Origin of the sequence: Providencia sp. PROV200, assembly GCF_049901995.1 — a bacterium.
GTDB classification, from domain to species: Bacteria; Pseudomonadota; Gammaproteobacteria; order Enterobacterales; family Enterobacteriaceae; genus Providencia; species Providencia rettgeri_E.
In genome coordinates this window covers 2,958,629-2,975,967 of record NZ_CP096307.1, presented here as the reverse complement: position 1 = coordinate 2,975,967, position 17,339 = coordinate 2,958,629, and the positions used below count along the sequence as shown (strand labels likewise).

General features: G+C 44.7%; 15 protein-coding genes. All 15 read left to right on the top strand.

Annotated features, from left to right (window positions below):
* Window position 1: 1 nt before the first annotated feature.
* The 15 genes from rsmH (at window position 2) to lpxC (ending at window position 17,304) form a co-directional block, all read left to right on the top strand.
* The gene (gene rsmH / locus M1E86_RS13740) at window positions 2-955 is read left to right on the top strand and encodes a 16S rRNA (cytosine(1402)-N(4))-methyltransferase RsmH (protein ID WP_102137386.1); all 954 of its coding nucleotides are present in this window, start codon (window positions 2-4) and stop codon (window positions 953-955) included.
* Window positions 955-1,275, top strand: a complete 321-nt coding sequence (gene ftsL, locus M1E86_RS13735) for a cell division protein FtsL (protein WP_102137387.1) — start codon at window positions 955-957, stop codon at window positions 1,273-1,275. Before rsmH ends, ftsL begins: the two co-directional genes overlap by 1 nt.
* A gap of 11 nt (window positions 1,276-1,286) precedes the next feature.
* Window positions 1,287-3,053 (top strand): peptidoglycan glycosyltransferase FtsI, encoded by a 1,767-nt coding sequence (ftsI, locus tag M1E86_RS13730; protein ID WP_213914487.1) that lies wholly within the window; start codon window positions 1,287-1,289, stop codon window positions 3,051-3,053.
* The gene (murE, locus tag M1E86_RS13725) at window positions 3,040-4,527 is read left to right on the top strand and encodes a UDP-N-acetylmuramoyl-L-alanyl-D-glutamate--2,6-diaminopimelate ligase (RefSeq protein WP_125891420.1); all 1,488 of its coding nucleotides are present in this window, start codon (window positions 3,040-3,042) and stop codon (window positions 4,525-4,527) included. Before ftsI ends, murE begins: the two co-directional genes overlap by 14 nt.
* Window positions 4,524-5,888 carry a UDP-N-acetylmuramoyl-tripeptide--D-alanyl-D-alanine ligase gene (murF, locus tag M1E86_RS13720; RefSeq protein ID WP_213914488.1) on the top strand — a complete coding sequence of 455 codons (1,365 nt, stop codon included), beginning with the start codon at window positions 4,524-4,526 and terminating at the stop codon, window positions 5,886-5,888. Before murE ends, murF begins: the two co-directional genes overlap by 4 nt.
* Window positions 5,882-6,964 carry a phospho-N-acetylmuramoyl-pentapeptide-transferase gene (gene mraY / locus M1E86_RS13715; protein ID WP_004262035.1) on the top strand — a complete coding sequence of 361 codons (1,083 nt, stop codon included), beginning with the start codon at window positions 5,882-5,884 and terminating at the stop codon, window positions 6,962-6,964. Before murF ends, mraY begins: the two co-directional genes overlap by 7 nt.
* A 1-nt stretch (window position 6,965) precedes the next feature.
* Window positions 6,966-8,276: a UDP-N-acetylmuramoyl-L-alanine--D-glutamate ligase gene (gene murD / locus M1E86_RS13710; protein WP_426099133.1), complete on the top strand. Its 1,311-nt coding sequence runs from the start codon at window positions 6,966-6,968 to the stop codon at window positions 8,274-8,276.
* Window positions 8,276-9,469, top strand: a complete 1,194-nt coding sequence (gene ftsW / locus M1E86_RS13705; protein WP_125891417.1) for a cell division protein FtsW — start codon at window positions 8,276-8,278, stop codon at window positions 9,467-9,469. The genes murD and ftsW overlap by 1 nt, the downstream gene beginning before the upstream one ends.
* Window positions 9,466-10,539 carry an undecaprenyldiphospho-muramoylpentapeptide beta-N-acetylglucosaminyltransferase gene (gene murG / locus M1E86_RS13700; protein ID WP_125891416.1) on the top strand — a complete coding sequence of 358 codons (1,074 nt, stop codon included), beginning with the start codon at window positions 9,466-9,468 and terminating at the stop codon, window positions 10,537-10,539. The genes ftsW and murG overlap by 4 nt, the downstream gene beginning before the upstream one ends.
* A 46-nt stretch (window positions 10,540-10,585) precedes the next feature.
* Window positions 10,586-12,049 (top strand): UDP-N-acetylmuramate--L-alanine ligase, encoded by a 1,464-nt coding sequence (gene murC / locus M1E86_RS13695; protein ID WP_125891415.1) that lies wholly within the window; start codon window positions 10,586-10,588, stop codon window positions 12,047-12,049.
* Between the two features lie 2 nt (window positions 12,050-12,051).
* On the top strand, window positions 12,052-12,972 hold the full coding sequence (locus M1E86_RS13690; protein WP_213914490.1) for a D-alanine--D-alanine ligase: 921 nt from the start codon (window positions 12,052-12,054) through the stop codon (window positions 12,970-12,972).
* A 1-nt stretch (window position 12,973) separates the two neighbouring features.
* A complete protein-coding gene (ftsQ, locus tag M1E86_RS13685; protein WP_125891413.1) occupies window positions 12,974-13,777 on the top strand; it encodes a cell division protein FtsQ in 804 nt (267 codons plus the stop codon).
* Window positions 13,778-13,812: 35 nt separating this feature from the next.
* The gene (gene ftsA, locus M1E86_RS13680) at window positions 13,813-15,069 is read left to right on the top strand and encodes a cell division protein FtsA (protein ID WP_004262024.1); all 1,257 of its coding nucleotides are present in this window, start codon (window positions 13,813-13,815) and stop codon (window positions 15,067-15,069) included.
* A 60-nt stretch (window positions 15,070-15,129) separates the two neighbouring features.
* Complete coding sequence (gene ftsZ / locus M1E86_RS13675) at window positions 15,130-16,287, top strand: cell division protein FtsZ (RefSeq protein ID WP_004262022.1); 1,158 nt, start codon at window positions 15,130-15,132, stop codon at window positions 16,285-16,287.
* Between the two features lie 99 nt (window positions 16,288-16,386).
* Entirely contained in the window at window positions 16,387-17,304 is a 918-nt protein-coding gene (gene lpxC / locus M1E86_RS13670) for a UDP-3-O-acyl-N-acetylglucosamine deacetylase (RefSeq protein WP_125891412.1), read from the top strand.
* The last annotated feature ends 35 nt before the right edge of the window (window positions 17,305-17,339 follow it).

Genomic DNA, 17,339 nt, shown 5'->3' with positions numbered 1-17,339 from the left:
AATGACGCAACAGCAATTTAAACACGTAACAGTATTACTAGATGAAGCCGTTAATGGCTTAAACATTAAACCTAACGGTATTTATATCGACGGCACATTTGGTCGTGGGGGCCATTCAAGGCTGATATTAAGCCAGCTTGGCGAACAAGGGCGGTTGATCGCCATTGACCGTGACCCAGAAGCGATAAAAGCAGCTCAAGCGATTGATGACCCACGCTTTATGATAAAACATGGCCCATTTTCTGCGATTGCAGAGTATGTGGAAGAAGAAGGTTTAGTTGGGCAAATTGATGGCGTATTGCTGGATTTAGGCGTCTCTTCACCGCAGTTAGATGACCCAGAGCGTGGTTTTTCATTTATGCGTGACGGGCCTTTAGATATGCGAATGGACCCAACCAAGGGGCAATCTGCACAGCAATGGCTGATGGACGCAGAAGCGGATGACATTGCTTGGGTTTTAAAAACTTTTGGAGAAGAGCGTTTTGCGAAGCGAATTGCAAGAGCGATTGTTGAGCGTAACCATAACCCAGAAGAAGAGCCATTAACGCGCACACGGCATCTAGCTGAATTAATCGCAAAGGTTAGTCCGATGAAAGATCGGCACAAACACCCAGCGACGCGTAGCTTCCAAGCCATACGAATTTATATCAACAGTGAATTGGAAGAGATAGAAAAAGCGCTAGAAGGCGCAATGAACGTTTTAGCGCCACAAGGTCGTTTATCGGTTATTAGCTTCCATTCTTTGGAAGACAGGTTAGTCAAACGGTTTATCCGCAAAAACAGTAAAGGGCCATCAGTACCAGCAGGTATTCCTCTAACTGAAACGCAGATTAAAGCGTTAGGTGCAGCGCAGTTACGTGACTTAGGCAAGATGAAACCTTCGGAAAACGAAATTGACGAAAACCCACGCGCACGGAGTTCCGTGTTGCGGTTTGCTGAAAAGGCGGCGGAATAATGGTTCCAGAAAGGCACAGCCTAGCACGCGTCATTGGGCGTGATTTATTTCGTTATGGCATCGTTCCTTTGATTTTATTGTCTGCAATTATAATTAGTGCCGTTTTTGTCGTGACTACCGCACATGAAACGCGTTTGTTAACGGCCGCAAAAGATAAATTGTATGAAGAAAAAGACTTATTAGATATCGAATGGCGCAATCTGATCCTTGAAGAAAATGCCCTTGCGAGCCATAGCCGAATAGAACGTTTATCGGTTGAAAAATTACAGATGGTACAAGTTGAACCATCACAAGAAAAAATTATTGTTTCTAAGCAATAAAAAGGTTCCTAATGAAAGCACCAAAAACAGCGAAAAACAAGAAACAAGAAGAAAGCACCAGCTTTGTCCGCTGGCGCTTTATTTTGCTGTGCGGATGCATTGTCTTGGCGTTAGCAGGGTTGCTAACTCGGGTGGCTTATCTGCAAATTATTGCGCCAGAGAAACTGGTGAAAGAAGGCGATATGCGCTCTTTACGAGTGCAAGAAGTTGCAACCTCTCGAGGTATGATCAGCGACCGAGAAGGGCGGCAACTTGCAGTCAGTGTGCCAGTCAATGCGATTTGGGCAGACCCCAAAGAGGTGTTTGAAAAAGGGGGGATCAGCAATGACGAACACTGGAAAGCACTGGCAGACGCACTTGAAATTCCATTAGAACAAATTACGAGCAAAATATCGGCCAATCCAAGAGGCCGTTTTGTGTATTTAGCGCGTCAAGTTAACCCCTCTATTGGCGATTACGTTAAAAAACTAAAAATACCGGGTATTTACTTACGCAAAGAGTCTCGTCGTTATTACCCATCAGGCCCAGTTACCGCTCACTTATTGGGGGTAACAAATATTGATGGCGAAGGCATTGAAGGGGTTGAAAAAAGCTTTGACCGTTGGTTAAAAGGTGCGCCGGGCGAACGTACAGTCCGTAAAGACCGTAATGGGCGAGTAATTGAAACGATTTCGTCTATTGATAGCCAAGCCGCGCATAATTTGACATTAAGTATTGATGAACGAATTCAATCGATTGTTTACCGTGAACTCACACGTGGCGTGCAGGAAAACAAAGCTGAATCGGGTGTGGCAATTTTAGTGGATGTTCATACCGGTGAAATTTTAGCGATGGCGAATAGCCCATCCTACAACCCAAATAACTTAACCGGTACATCAATGGATGCAATGCGTAACCGTGCCATTACGGATATTTTCGAACCGGGTTCGACGGTAAAGCCGATGGTGGTTATGAGTGCACTCCATAATAAAATTATCAAAGAAAATACAGTACTTAATACTTATCCGTATCGTATTAGTGGACATGAAATCAAAGATGTTGCCCGGTATGCAGAATTAACAATCACTGGGATTTTACAGAAGTCGAGTAACGTGGGTGTTTCTAAACTGGCGTTAGCGATGCCAGCCACAGAGTTGGTGGATGTGTATAGCCGCTTTGGGTTTGGCAAGCCGACTAATCTGGGGTTAGTCGGGGAAAGTAGTGGCATCTTTCCAAGTAAAAAAACACGGTGGTCTGATTTAGATAGGGCCACCTTTTCTTTTGGCTACGGGCAAATGGTAACACCGTTACAGTTAGCGCGAGCCTACGCAACCATTGGTAGTTTTGGTATTTATCGGCCTCTATCCATCACGAAAGTTGACCCACCAGTGTCAGGAACGCGTGTTTTTCCTGAACCAATCATGCGAACAGTGGTTCATATGATGGAAAGCGTGGCTTTACCCGGAGGCGGGGGAGCACGAGCCGCGATTAAAGGCTACCGTATTGCTATTAAAACAGGGACTGCGAAAAAAGTGGGTCCTGAAGGGCGTTATATTAATAAATATTTGGCTTACGCTGCTGGTGTTGCGCCTGCGAGCAATCCACGCTATGCGTTAGTGGTGCTTATTAATGAGCCAAGCGCGGGTAGTTATTATGGTGGTGCAGTATCTGCGCCTGTATTTGGTTCGATTATGGGAGGCGTTTTACGATTGATGAACGTTGAACCCGATGCATTACAACCAAACGAACAAAATGAAATTGTAAATAGTCAAAAAGAGGTTAAAAGTGGCAGATCGTAATCTTTGTGATCTTCTCTCACCCTTTGGTGTGAGCACAACTCCAATCTCACTGCGTGAGATGACGCTAGACAGTCGAAAGGCTGCCGCGGGCGATCTGTTTATTGCAATAAAAGGCCATCAATCGGATGGGCGACACTATATTCCTCAAGCCATTGCGCAAGGGGTTTCTGCTGTGATAGCAGAAGCGGAAGATGAAGCTGTTGAAGGTGAAATCCGTTTCGTTCATGGCGTTCCTGTTATTTATTTAAATGACCTAAATAACCGTTTATCAGCCCTTGCAGGTAAGTTTTATCAGCAGCCATCAGCAAATATGAAACTTGTCGGTGTGACCGGTACTAATGGCAAAACAACTACGACACAATTAATTGCTCAGTGGGCTCAAGGGTTAGGGGAAACTAGCGCTGTAATGGGTACCGTGGGTAATGGTCTATTAGGCCATGTATCACCAAGTGAAAATACGACGGGTTCTGCGGTAGATATCCAACTTGAATTGACCCAATTATTAAACCAAAAAGCAACATTAACTGCGATGGAAGTATCTTCCCATGGCTTAGTGCAAGGGCGTGTTGCCGATTTACAGTTTGATGCTGCTGTGTTTACTAACTTAAGCCGTGACCACCTTGACTATCACGGTGATATGGAAAGCTATGAAGCCGCGAAATGGCTATTGTTTTCTACGCATAATACAAAATCGCAAATCATTAATGCAGATGATGTTATTGGCTTGAAATGGCTACAACGTTTACCACAAGCCTGCGCTGTTACGATGGAAAACCGTATCCCAGCAAACTGGCAAGGGCCATGGTTGAAGGCCACTGAAGTGGAATACCACGACAAGGGCGCGACCATTCATTTTGACTCCACGTGGGGCAAAGGCGCATTCGAAAGCCCACTGATGGGGGCATTTAATGTCAGCAACTTATTAGTTGCAATGGCAACCTTGCTAATGATGGAGTATCCATTGGATAAACTGCTTGCGGCGGCCTCTTCATTGTCGCCTGTTTGCGGTCGAATGGAAGTGTTCAGTGCACCAAATAAACCGACCGTTGTTGTCGACTATGCACATACCCCAGACGCATTAGAAAAAGCTTTAGCGGCAGCGCGTTTACATTGTAAAGGGCAACTTTGGTGCGTATTTGGGTGCGGTGGTGACCGTGACAAAGGTAAGCGCCCTCTAATGGGAGCAGCCGCGGAAGAGTATGCAGATAAAATCGTTATCACTGACGATAACCCACGCAGCGAAGACCCAATTGATATTATCAACGACATCATGGCGGGCTTATTAGATTCAAGCCGTGCTTTGGCCATTCCGGGTCGCCCAGAAGCCGTGACAAACACTATTTTGCAGGCATCCCCTGATGACATGATTGTGATCGCTGGTAAAGGTCATGAAGATTATCAAATTATTGGCAACCGTAAGTTAGATTACTCAGACCGTCTAACGGTAGCCCGTCTGTTGGGGGTAATCGCATGATCTCGCTAACACTCGCACAACTGGCACAAATTACTCAAGGGCAGGTTGAATTTGCTCCAGATACAACGCTCTTGATCAGCGCAGTGAGTACGGATAGCCGTAAAATTGCTGAAAACAGTCTCTTTATTGCTTTAAAAGGCGAACGCTTCGACGCTCATGATTTTGCACAGCAAGTGGTGGCTGTGGGGGCGAAAGCGTTACTCGTTGAGCGCAAGCTGGACGTGGATTGCCCTCAAGTTATCGTGCGAGACACTCGCATTGCCATGGGGCAGTTAGCGGCATGGGTTCGTCAGCAAAGTAGAGCTCGAATTGTTGGTTTGACGGGCTCTTCAGGCAAAACATCTGTTAAAGAAATGACCGCATCCATTTTATCTGAGCGTGGTAAAACCTTATATACCGCCGGTAATTTAAACAACGATATTGGTGTGCCTTTGACACTGTTTCGTTTAACTCATGATGATGACTTCGCTGTGATAGAAATGGGTGCAAATCACCCAAATGAAATTGCCTATACAACCCATATCGTCAAACCAGAAGCCGCGTTAGTTAACAATTTATTTGCTGCGCACTTAGCGGGCTTTGGTTCACCAGAAGGGGTTGCGACAGCCAAAGGTGAAATTTATCAAGGTGTTCCTGAAGAAGGAACTGCGATTGTTAACCTTGATAGCTACAGTGACAAATGGCAGTTTCAGCCACGCCAAACCGTTTGGTATTACTCGTTAACACAACAAGCAAAAGCAGATTTCTATCCTTCTGATATCCAAGTGAAACAGCTGACAACGGATTTTGTGTTACATACCCCTGTTGGAAGCGTTGATATCACCTTACCATTACCGGGGCTACATAATATCGCGAATGTGTTAGCGGCGAGTGCATTGGCGATTTCAGTGGGTGCTAGCCTAGAAGATATCAAAAACGGCTTAGCAAAAACACAAGCGGTACCAGGGCGTTTATATCCCGTGCGCTTAAGTGAGCACAAAGTGGTATTAGACGACACTTATAATGCCAATGATGGCTCAATGATCGCGGCAATTCATGTCCTCGAAAAAATGCCGGGCTACCGTATCTTGGTGGTGGGGGATATGGGGGAGCTGGGCGATTATGCAGAAGATTGCCATCAGCGTGTTGGTGTTGCCGCTAAGCAGGCTGGTTTAGACAAAGTATTCAGTGTTGGTCAACTAAGTGAGTTGATCAGCCAATTTAGTGAATGTGGTGAGCATTTCACCGTGAAAGCAGATTTATTAACCCGACTAATTCCGCTAGCGCAGCAGAAGGACGTTGTTTCTATTTTAGTTAAAGGTTCACGCAGCTCCGCTATGGAAGATGTCGTGAATGCATTGAAGGAGTGCTTCGAATGTTAGTCTGGCTTGCCGAAATGTTGGTCCACAAGTTTTCTGTTCTGAACGTCTTCTCTTATTTGACGTTCAGGGCCATTGTCGGTTTGCTAACAGCACTCGCTATTGCATTGTGGATGGGGCCTCATTTAATTGCTTACCTGCAAAAAATGCAAATTGGCCAAGTCGTTCGTAACGAAGGCCCAGAGTCTCATTTTAGTAAACGTGGAACCCCAACTATGGGCGGGTTATTGATTTTATTTTCAATCACCGTTTCAACGTTGCTATGGGCGCGCTTAGACAACCCTTACGTTTGGTGTGTTCTGCTCGTGCTTGTTGGGTATGGCATAGTCGGTTTTGTTGACGACTACCGTAAAGTGGTTCGTAAAGACACGCGTGGTTTAATCGCCCGTTGGAAATATTTCTGGCAATCGGTGATTGCGTTAATTGTTGCCTTTTCCATGTATGCGATTGGTAAAGATACCCCTGCGACGCAATTGGTCGTGCCATTTTTCAAAGATGTGATGCCACAACTGGGCATGCTGTATATTTTGCTGACGTATTTTGTGATTGTTGGAACCAGTAACGCCGTAAACCTCACAGATGGTTTGGATGGCTTAGCTATCATGCCAACGGTATTTGTTGCCGCAGGCTTTGCATTAGTGGCATGGGCAACAGGTAACGTCAACTTTGCCAGCTACTTACATATTCCATTTTTACCCCATGCAGGTGAACTGGTGATTGTCTGTACTGCCATTGTGGGGGCAGGGCTAGGTTTCTTATGGTTTAACACTTATCCAGCGCAAGTGTTTATGGGGGATGTTGGCTCATTGGCACTTGGCGGTGCTCTAGGGACTATTGCGGTATTACTGCGCCAAGAGTTTTTACTGGTGATTATGGGCGGTGTGTTCGTCGTTGAGACACTGTCAGTTATTTTACAAGTCGGTTCATTTAAATTGCGCGGACAACGTATTTTCCGTATGGCACCAATTCACCACCATTATGAATTGAAGGGTTGGCCAGAACCACGTGTTATCGTGCGTTTCTGGATTATCTCATTAATGCTAGTCCTGATTGGGCTGGCAACCTTAAAGGTGCGTTAAGATGGTCGATTATCAGGGTAAGAGCGTAGTCATTATTGGGCTGGGGGTAACCGGCCTATCTTGCGTTCACTTTTTCCTTGCTCGCGGTGTTGTGCCGCGTGTTATGGATACCCGTTCAGTACCACCGGGGGTAGACAAACTCCCGGCAAATGTGGAATGCCACAGTGGTAGCTTAAATAATAGCTGGCTACAGGCCGCCGATTTAATTGTCGCGAGCCCAGGAATTGCGTTGGCAACGCCTCAGTTGCAGCAAGCGGCAGAAAACGGCATCGAAATTGTGGGTGATATCGAACTGTTTTGCCGTGAAGCGGATGCACCGATTGTCGCCATTACAGGTTCAAATGGTAAAAGTACTGTCACATCATTGGTGGGTGAAATGGCGAAAGCCGCGGGTATTTATGTTGGTGTTGGTGGCAACATTGGTACGCCCGCACTTTCATTACTCAATGCGGGGCATCGTTTATACGTTTTAGAGCTTTCAAGCTTCCAATTAGAAACCACATCAAGCTTAGAAGCGACGGCAGCGACGGTCTTAAATATTAGTGAAGATCATATGGATAGATATCCATTAGGCTTAGAGCAGTACCGTGATGCGAAATTAAAAATTTATCATAATGCCAAAAACTGCATTGTTAACGTGCAAGACGCGCTGACCTTACCTTCGAACCATACATTGGATGAATGCATTAGCTTTGGCTTAAATAGTGGTGACTATTTCTTTGATACTCAAAAACGGGTGTTAGTGGCGAAAGGGAAAGTGCTGTTTGATGTCAACGAAATGCACTTAACGGGTCAACATAATTATCTCAATGGGTTGGCTGCGTTAGCATTGGCAGATGCCGTGAATATTCCTCGCCCAGCGTGCCTTCAAGTATTGAAAGAGTATACGGGGTTAGCACATCGCTTCGAATTAGTGTTATTCAACAACGGTGTACGCTGGATTAATGACTCTAAAGCCACCAATGTTGGAAGTACGGAAGCCGCGTTAAATGGGTTACATGTGGATGGCAATATCTATTTATTATTGGGCGGTGATGGCAAGTCAGCTGATTTTTCACCACTAAAACAATATGTTGTTGCTGATAACTACCGTCTATACTGCTTTGGCCGTGATGGAAAAACATTAGCTGATATGGCTCCTGAAAAATCTGTCTTGACTGAGACGATGGAACAAAGCTTACGCCAAATTGCACCCCAATTAAAAGCGGGGGACATGGTGTTGTTATCCCCTGCATGTGCCAGTTTGGATCAGTTTAAAAGTTTTGAGCAGCGTGGAACTGTCTTTGCTCAATTAGCCCAGGAGTTAGGTTAATGACGATACCGGGTGCGATGCGTTTAAAAAATTGGGTCATTGGTGAAAAAAATGGCGTGATTTCAGGCTCAACGCTTTACGACCGTACATTAGTGTGGTTGGCATTCGGTTTAGCCGCAGTGGGTTTTATCATGGTCACATCCGCTTCCATGCCTGTTGGCCAGCGCTTAACGGAAGATCCTTTTTATTTCGCTAAGCGCGATGTGGTGTATATCGTTATCGCGTTTATTTTAGCCCTAGTTGTCATGCGTATTCCGATGGCTGTTTGGGAAAAGTATAACTTCGTCTTGTTGATGGTTTCACTTGGCATGCTCGTTGTGGTACTGGTCGCAGGTAGTTCAGTTAACGGAGCATCACGCTGGATAGACGTCGGTTTGGTAAAAATTCAACCGGCAGAAATTTCGAAATTTACGTTATTTTGTTACGTGTCCAGTTATTTAGTGCGCAAGTCTGATGAAGTCAAAACCCGTTTTCTTGGTTTTATCAAGCCGATGTGTATTTTGATTGTTATGGCGTCATTGCTTTTACTACAACCTGACTTAGGGACTGTTATCGTACTCGTGGTAACCACTCTCGGTCTGTTGTTTTTAGCGGGAGCAAGATTAGCGCCATTTATTATTGGTATTGCCGCTTGTGCAGTGGGGGTATTGGCTTTGATTTGGTTCGAGCCGTACCGCTTACGTCGAGTGACGTCATTTTTGAACCCGTGGGATGATCCTTTTGGCAGTGGTTATCAGCTAACCCAATCTTTAATGGCCTTTGGTCGTGGTGAAATGTTTGGGCAAGGCCTTGGTAACTCAGTACAAAAATTAGAATACTTGCCAGAAGCACACACTGACTTTATTTTCTCTGTCTTAGCTGAGGAACTCGGGTACTTTGGCGTGGTATTGGTTTTATTGATGGTCTTCATGTTGGCATTTAGGGCAATGATGATTGGTCGTAGGGCATTGATGTCAAAGCAATTATTTGGTGGTTATTTGGCTTGTTCAATTGGTATTTGGTTTACTTTCCAAGCCTTGGTTAACGTCGGAGCCGCATCAGGTATGTTGCCGACAAAAGGGTTAACATTGCCACTCATTAGTTATGGTGGTTCAAGTTTACTGGTGATGGCTGCCGCCATTGCGATATTACTGAGAATTGATTTTGAAACACGCCTTGAAAAAGCGCAGGCGTTTGTAAGGAGCACTAAATGAGTCAGGCAAAGAAATTACTCGTCATGGCAGGTGGTACCGGAGGGCATGTTTTTCCGGGGTTAGCTGTGGCTCATTATTTGCAGGCTCAAGGGTGGGAAATCCGTTGGTTAGGTACGGCTGACAGAATGGAAGCCACATTAGTCCCTAAGCATGGTATTGATATTGAATTTATTCAAATTTCAGGGCTCAGGGGTAAAGGTATTGCTGCACAACTGGGGGCTCCATGGCGTATTTATAAAGCTATCCGCCAAGCAAGAACGATTATCAAACGTTATCAACCCGATGCGGTATTAGGCATGGGGGGCTATGTTTCAGGTCCCGGTGGTATTGCGGCATGGCAATGCGGTGTACCGGTTGTACTTCATGAACAAAATGGTATCGCAGGGTTAACGAATAAATGGCTATCTCGAATTGCAAAAAGAGTATTACAAGCCTTTCCAGGCGCATTTCCTAATGCACCCGTTGTTGGGAACCCGGTACGTGAGGATGTTTTAGCACTACCAGCACCCCAAGTGCGCCTAGCAGGCCGAGAAGGCGCTGTACGTGTTTTAGTTGTTGGTGGTAGCCAAGGAGCACGGATTTTGAATCAAGTGATGCCTCTAGTTGCTGAAAAAGTAGGCAAACAGTTAAATATCTGGCATCAAGCGGGAAAAGGCAGTAAGGAATCAACAGAAGCATTGTATAATGAGCATATGCAAGTTTCAGGCAATTCCGAGTATAAAGTTACTGAATTTATTGATGATATGGCGCAAGCTTACGCATGGGCAGATATTGTTGTTTGTCGGTCTGGTGCACTAACAGTCAGTGAAATTGCAGCCGCAGGTTTACCGGCTATTTTTGTTCCTTTTCAACATAAAGACCGTCAACAGTATTGGAATGCATTACCGCTAGAAAAAGCGGGAGCGGCTAAAATTTTAGAACAGTCACAATTTACCGCAGATGCTGTGGCGAGCTTATTAGCGCAATGGGATAGAAACGAATTACTCTCAATGGCTGAAAAAGCGCATAGCTGTGCAATTACTGATGCAACAGAACGAGTTGCTGCCGTGATTTGCGAAGTGGCTAAATAATATTAGCCATAATTGATACCGAATTAATTAGAAGCGAAGAAATATAGTGAATACACAACAATTAGCGAAATTAAGAACATCAGTGCCAGAAATGAGAAGAGTCAGGCACATCCATTTTGTCGGCATCGGTGGTGCTGGCATGGGTGGTATCGCTGAAGTGTTGGCAAATGAAGGCTATGAAATTAGTGGTTCAGATTTAGCACCCAATGCAGTGACGCAACAACTAACCGCATTAGGCGCTACGATTTATTTTAATCACCGCCCAGAGAACGTTGAAAATGCGAGTGTTGTCGTCGTATCAACAGCGATTTCAAGCGAGAACCCTGAAATTCAAGCGGCCAACGAATTGCGTATTCCAGTTATTCGCCGTGCAGAAATGTTAGCTGAGTTAATGCGCTACCGTCACGGCATCGCAGTTGCAGGTACCCACGGGAAAACGACTACAACTGCGATGATTTCCGGTATTTACGCACAAGCCGGTTTAGACCCTACATTCGTCAATGGCGGGTTAGTTAAATCAGCAGGCACACACGCCCGTTTAGGTAGTAGCCGCTACTTGATTGCGGAAGCTGATGAAAGCGATGCTTCGTTCTTACATTTGCAACCGTTAGTTGCTGTTGTGACCAATATCGAAGCCGACCATATGGACACTTACCAAGGCGATTTCGATAATTTAACGAATACGTTCATTAATTTCTTGCACAATCTGCCATTTTACGGGCGTGCAGTGATGTGTATTGATGACCCCGTGATCCGCTCGTTACTACCCAAAATTGGTCGTTATATAACCACGTATGGTTTTAGTGAAGACGCTGATGTGCGTATCACCCAATATGAGCAAAAAGGGAATCAAGGCTTTTTCACCATTGCTCGTGAAAATATGCCAGAACTGACAGTAGTGCTAAATGCACCGGGGCGTCACAATGCCCTCAATGCGACGGCAGCCGTTGCTGTTGCAACTGAAGAAGGTATTGATGACCTTCATATTTTATCTGCACTAGTTGAATTTCAAGGTACGGGTCGTCGCTTTGATTTCCTAGGGAATTTCCCTCTGCGTAATGTGAATGGTAAAGAGGGGGAAGTGATGCTAGTCGATGACTATGGTCACCACCCAACGGAAGTTGACGCAACGATTAAAGCTGCGAGAGCAGGTTGGCCAGATAAACGCATTGTTATGGTGTTTCAACCGCATCGTTATACTCGTACTCGTGACTTATACGATGATTTTGTTAATGTTTTAGGGCAAGTAGATGTGCTGCTAATGTTAGATGTATATTCAGCGGGTGAAAAGCATGTACCGGGTGCAGATAGCCGCTCATTATGCAGAACAATTCGTGGTCGCGGTCAGATTGATCCTATTTATGTCGCAGATACTGAACAAATTCCACATATTTTAGCTCAAACTCTTGATGAAAATGATTTAATTTTAGTTCAAGGCGCAGGAAATATTGGTAAAATAGCGAAAAGTCTGGCTGAAGCAAAATTACAGCCACCGATGGTTGAGGAATAAAAATGACAGAGAAAGTTGCGGTTCTATTAGGGGGCTCATCCGCTGAACGTGAGGTTTCACTTCAGTCAGGAAATGCCGTGCTGGCGGGGTTACGTCAAGCAGGCATTGATGCTCATCCTATTGACCCCCAAGACTTCCCTGTAGAAACATTGAAAGATGCAGGTTTCAACAAAGTTTTTATTGCGTTACATGGCCGCGGTGGTGAAGACGGGACATTGCAAGGGCTGCTAGAAACATTAAATCTGCCTTATACCGGCAGTGGTGTCATGGCTTCAGCGCTGAGCATGGATAAGTTGAGAACAAAACAATTATGGCAAGGTGCAGGGTTAAGTGTATCGCCATATGTTTCCTTAACAAAGCAGCAGTATAAGCAGGCTTCTTGTGAGCAAATTGTTGCTAAAGTTCAATTGCTAGGGTTACCGCTTATTGTGAAGCCGAGTTTAGAAGGCTCCAGTGTTGGCATGAGTAAAGTTGATAGCTTAGAGACACTGCCCGCTGCATTGGAACTCGCCTTTCAATTTGATGAAACATTGTTAATTGAAAAATGGTTGAGTGGCCCGGAGTTTACGGTTGCAGTGTTGGGAGATAACACGCTGCCGTCAGTTCGTATCCAACCACCTGGCATTTTTTATGATTACGAAGCGAAATATTTATCTGATGAAACTCAATATTTTTGCCCTAGTGGTTTAGGTGAACAGCTCGAATCTAAACTCGCAGACTTAGCGCTGAAAGCATACCAAGCCGTTGGCTGCGAAGGTTGGGGGCGAGTTGATGTAATGCAAGATAACGATGGTCAATTTTATCTGCTGGAAGTTAATACATCGCCAGGTATGACAAGCCATAGCTTAGTACCGATGGCCGCTCGTCAAGCAGGTATGAGTTTTTCACAGTTAGTTGTGCAAATTTTGAAATTGGCTCGTTGATATGTCACAAGCAGCATTAAACGTTAGGCATAATCAGAAGAACGACGAGGATCCGCGTTCAGGACCCAGTAATGGCGCGTTTTTAGGTGGGTTATTTTTCTTTCTATTTGTTGTCGGCACTATCATCTGGAGCGGTTGGATGGTGATGACTTGGATGAAAGATGCTGACAGGCTGCCGATGTCTAAATTGGTGTTAACGGGTGAGCGTCATTACACCAAAAATGATGATGTCAGAAAGGCTATTTTAGCGTTAGGGCAGCCAGGGACGTTTATGACCGTCGATGTCAACGCTATCCAGAACCAAATAAGTATGTTGCCATGGGTACGTCAAGTGACAGTGCGTAAACAATGGCCAGATGAATTGAAAATTCATATTGTTGAATACCGCCCATTCGCTAGGTGGAATGATCAAAACATGGTGGATGAGCAAGGCCGAGTATTTAATTTGCCGGTTAGCGAAAATGGTAAAGGGGATTATGTGTTGCTTTATGGCCCACAAGGTAGCCAGAAAGAGGTTCTCAAAGAATATTCTGTCTTTAAGAACACATTAGCGGCACATAACCTAAAGCTAAAATCACTATCGATGACAGCCAGACACGCATGGCAAATTATTTTAGACAACGATGTTAGAATTGAATTAGGTAAGAAAGATGTGTCAGAGCGGTTAAATAGGTTCCTTGAACTGTATCCGCTTTTGCAGCAAACAACGGATAAACGCGTTGACTATGTTGACTTACGTTATTCCAATGGTGCTGCGGTGGGCTGGGCACCACTATTGGTTGATGCTCCACCGGAGTTACAATAAAAACGATGACTAATAACAAAAATTAGGCAGAAAAAATGATTAAAGCAACGGACAGAAAATTAGTGGTAGGCCTTGAAATTGGAACTTCCAAGGTATCAGCCCTTGTTGGCGAAATTCTGCCCGATGGTATGGTTAATATTATTGGGGTGGGAAGTTGTCCATCTCGTGGAATGGACAAAGGTGGCGTAAACGATCTTGAATCAGTGGTAAAATGTGTACAAAGAGCCATTGACCAAGCAGAACTGATGGCCGACTGCCAAATTTCATCGGTTTACCTTGCACTATCGGGTAAACACGTCAGTTGCCAAAATGAAATTGGTATGGTGCCAGTTTCAGAAGAAGAAGTGACGCAAGAAGATGTTGACAGTGTTGTGCATACAGCAAAATCGGTGCGTGTTCGTGATGAACACAGAATTTTGCACGTGATCCCGCAAGAATTTGCAATAGATTACCAAGAAGGGATCAAAAACCCAGTTGGTTTATCGGGTGTACGTATGCAAGCTAAAGTTCATTTGATCACCTGCCATAACGATATGGCGAAGAATATCGTCAAAGCCGTTGAACGTTGTGGGTTAAAAGTTGATCAGCTTATTTTTGCCGGTCTCGCTGCAAGTTATAGCGTTTTAACGGAAGATGAGCGTGAATTAGGTGTATGTGTCGTCGATATCGGTGGCGGCACAATGGACATGGCGGTTTATACTGGTGGGGCTTTACGCCATACGAAAGTGATTCCATATGCAGGCAATGTGGTGACAAGTGACATCGCGTATGCGTTTGGAACGCCACCCAGTGATGCAGAAGCCATTAAAGTGCGCCATGGTTGTGCAGTCGGTTCTATCGTCAGTAAAGATGAAACCGTTGAAGTACCAAGTGTTGGTGGGCGACCACCACGAAGTTTACAGCGTCAAACCTTAGCAGAAGTTATCGAGCCACGGTATACTGAGCTGTTAAACTTAGTAAATGAAGAAATTTTAAATTTACAGGAACAGTTGCGTCAACAAGGTGTCAAACACCATTTGGCAGCTGGGATCGTGTTGACGGGTGGAGCCGCACAAATTGATGGTCTAGTCGAATGTGCGCAAAAAGTGTTCCATACGCAAGTGCGAATTGGTACACCGCTCAACATTACAGGGTTAACGGATTATGCGCAGGAGCCATATTACTCAACAGCAGTAGGGCTTCTGCATTACGGTAAAGAAAGCCACTTAGGCGATGATACCGAAGTAGAAAAACGTGCATCAGTTAGCGGGTGGTTTAGTAAAATAACCAGTTGGCTGAGAAAAGAATTTTAATTTTGATAAAGAAGCATATTATTAGCTTCGAAAGTAGTAAGCACAAAACGGAGAGACATTATGTTTGAACCAATGGAGCTAACCAACGATGCGGTGATTAAAGTCATCGGCGTTGGCGGCGGCGGCGGAAATGCCGTTGAACACATGGTGCGTGAACGTATTGAAGGCGTCGAATTCTTCGCTGTCAATACAGATGCACAAGCGCTGCGTAAAACCGCAGTTGGACAAACTATCCAGATCGGTACAGGTATAACCAAAGGTCTGGGTGCAGGTGCAAACCCTGAAGTTGGCCGTAATGCCGCTGAAGAAGACCGTGAGGCGCTGCGTAATGCTTTAGATGGCGCGGATATGGTCTTTATCGCAGCAGGTATGGGCGGCGGTACAGGGACTGGTGCAGCGCCGGTCGTTGCCGAGGTTGCCAAAGAATTGGGTATTCTGACAGTTGCTGTTGTGACTAAGCCTTTCAATTTCGAAGGTAAAAAGCGCATGGCATTCGCAGAAGCAGGTATCACTGAGTTGTCAAAACATGTTGACTCATTGATCACTATCCCAAATGATAAATTATTAAAAGTACTTGGTCGTGGTATCTCATTACTGGATGCTTTCGGTGCGGCAAATGACGTACTAAAAGGTGCAGTACAAGGTATCGCTGAACTGATTACTCGCCCAGGTTTAATGAACGTAGACTTTGCTGACGTACGTACTGTGATGTCAGAAATGGGCTACGCGATGATGGGGTCAGGTGTTGCTCGAGGTGAAGATAGAGCAGAAGAAGCGGCAGAAATGGCTATTTCTAGTCCACTTCTTGAAGATATCGACCTGTCTGGTGCACGTGGTGTATTAGTTAACATCACGGCTGGCTTCGACCTGCGTTTAGATGAGTTTGAAACGGTAGGTAACACTATTCGTGCCTTCGCATCTGATAATGCAACAGTGGTAATCGGTACATCTCTTGACCCAGAAATGCACGAAGAACTGCGTGTCACTGTTGTTGCTACAGGTATTGGTATGGACAAACGTCCAGAAATTACTTTAGTTAGCAACAAAATGTCTCAGCAGGCGTCAATGGAGCAACGCTATCAGCAAATGCAAAATAGCATGTCTTCATTAACAGAAGAGAAACCAGCTGCTAAAGCAGTTAACGACCAAAATACGCAAACAAACAAAGAACCAGATTATCTTGATATTCCTGCGTTCTTGCGTAAGCAGGCCGATTAATTTTATTTATATTGGTTTCTCCGCTTTTTGTGCTAAAATTTCCTACTGATTATCTTGTATGATGATCAGTAGGACTTATAACATTGCGAGAAAAATACGATGATCAAACAACGGACACTAAAACGTATTATTACAGCGACTGGTGTTGGTTTACATACCGGCAAGAAAGTTACGCTTACATTACGTCCAGCGCCGGCCAATACCGGGGTCATCTACCGTCGTACTGACCTTAATCCACCGGTTGATTTTCCGGCAGATGCGAAATCAGTTCGTGACACCATGTTATGTACATGCTTAGTTAATGAAGATAACGTGCGTATTTCGACTGTTGAGCATTTGAATGCTGCCTTAGCAGGGTTAGGTATCGATAACATTGTTATTGAAGTCAATGCGCCTGAAATCCCTATTATGGATGGCAGTGCAGCACCATTTGTATTCTTACTGCTTGATGGCGGTATTGAAGAGTTAAATAGTGCGAAGAAATTTTTACGTATAAAAGAAACTGTACGTGTTGAAGATGGTGATAAATGGGCTGAAATGCGACCTTATAATGGGTTTAGCCTTGATTTCACAATTGATTTCCAACACCCAGCAATTGATAGTAGCACACAACGCTACTCACTTGATTTCTCAGCAGAATCATTTGTAAATCAAATTAGCCGTGCGCGTACTTTTGGCTTTATGCGTGATATTGAATATCTGCAATCAAAAGGCTTATGCTTAGGCGGTAGTTTCGACTGCGCCATCGTTGTTGATGACTATAAAGTTCTTAACGAAGATGGTTTACGTTTTGAAGATGAATTCGTTCGTCACAAAATGTTAGATGCAATTGGTGATTTATTTATGTGTGGGCACAACATTATTGGCGCATTCACAGCGTTTAAGTCAGGCCATGCATTGAATAACAAGCTGTTACAAGCGGTTTTAGCGAAAGAATCTGCTTGGGACCTCGTCACATTTGAAGACGAAGCTCAATTGCCTGTCGCATTCAAAGCACCTTCAACGGTGTTTGCATAAACTCAATTATGCAGCTACCTTCGAAAGTGAATCGA

What these genes read in the sequence shown, in the direction of transcription:
- rsmH (WP_102137386.1), top strand. Translation starts at nt 2, where the DNA reads ATGACGCAACAGCAATTTAAACACGTAACAGTATTACTAGATGAAGCC.
- ftsL (WP_102137387.1), top strand. Translation starts at nt 955, where the DNA reads ATGGTTCCAGAAAGGCACAGCCTAGCACGCGTCATTGGGCGTGATTTA.
- ftsI (WP_213914487.1), top strand. Translation starts at nt 1,287, where the DNA reads ATGAAAGCACCAAAAACAGCGAAAAACAAGAAACAAGAAGAAAGCACC.
- murF (WP_213914488.1), top strand. Translation starts at nt 4,524, where the DNA reads ATGATCTCGCTAACACTCGCACAACTGGCACAAATTACTCAAGGGCAG.
- mraY (WP_004262035.1), top strand. Translation starts at nt 5,882, where the DNA reads ATGTTAGTCTGGCTTGCCGAAATGTTGGTCCACAAGTTTTCTGTTCTG.
- murD (WP_426099133.1), top strand. Translation starts at nt 6,966, where the DNA reads ATGGTCGATTATCAGGGTAAGAGCGTAGTCATTATTGGGCTGGGGGTA.
- ftsW (WP_125891417.1), top strand. Translation starts at nt 8,276, where the DNA reads ATGACGATACCGGGTGCGATGCGTTTAAAAAATTGGGTCATTGGTGAA.
- murG (WP_125891416.1), top strand. Translation starts at nt 9,466, where the DNA reads ATGAGTCAGGCAAAGAAATTACTCGTCATGGCAGGTGGTACCGGAGGG.
- M1E86_RS13690 (WP_213914490.1), top strand. Translation starts at nt 12,052, where the DNA reads ATGACAGAGAAAGTTGCGGTTCTATTAGGGGGCTCATCCGCTGAACGT.
- ftsQ (WP_125891413.1), top strand. Translation starts at nt 12,974, where the DNA reads ATGTCACAAGCAGCATTAAACGTTAGGCATAATCAGAAGAACGACGAG.
- ftsA (WP_004262024.1), top strand. Translation starts at nt 13,813, where the DNA reads ATGATTAAAGCAACGGACAGAAAATTAGTGGTAGGCCTTGAAATTGGA.
- ftsZ (WP_004262022.1), top strand. Translation starts at nt 15,130, where the DNA reads ATGTTTGAACCAATGGAGCTAACCAACGATGCGGTGATTAAAGTCATC.
- lpxC (WP_125891412.1), top strand. Translation starts at nt 16,387, where the DNA reads ATGATCAAACAACGGACACTAAAACGTATTATTACAGCGACTGGTGTT.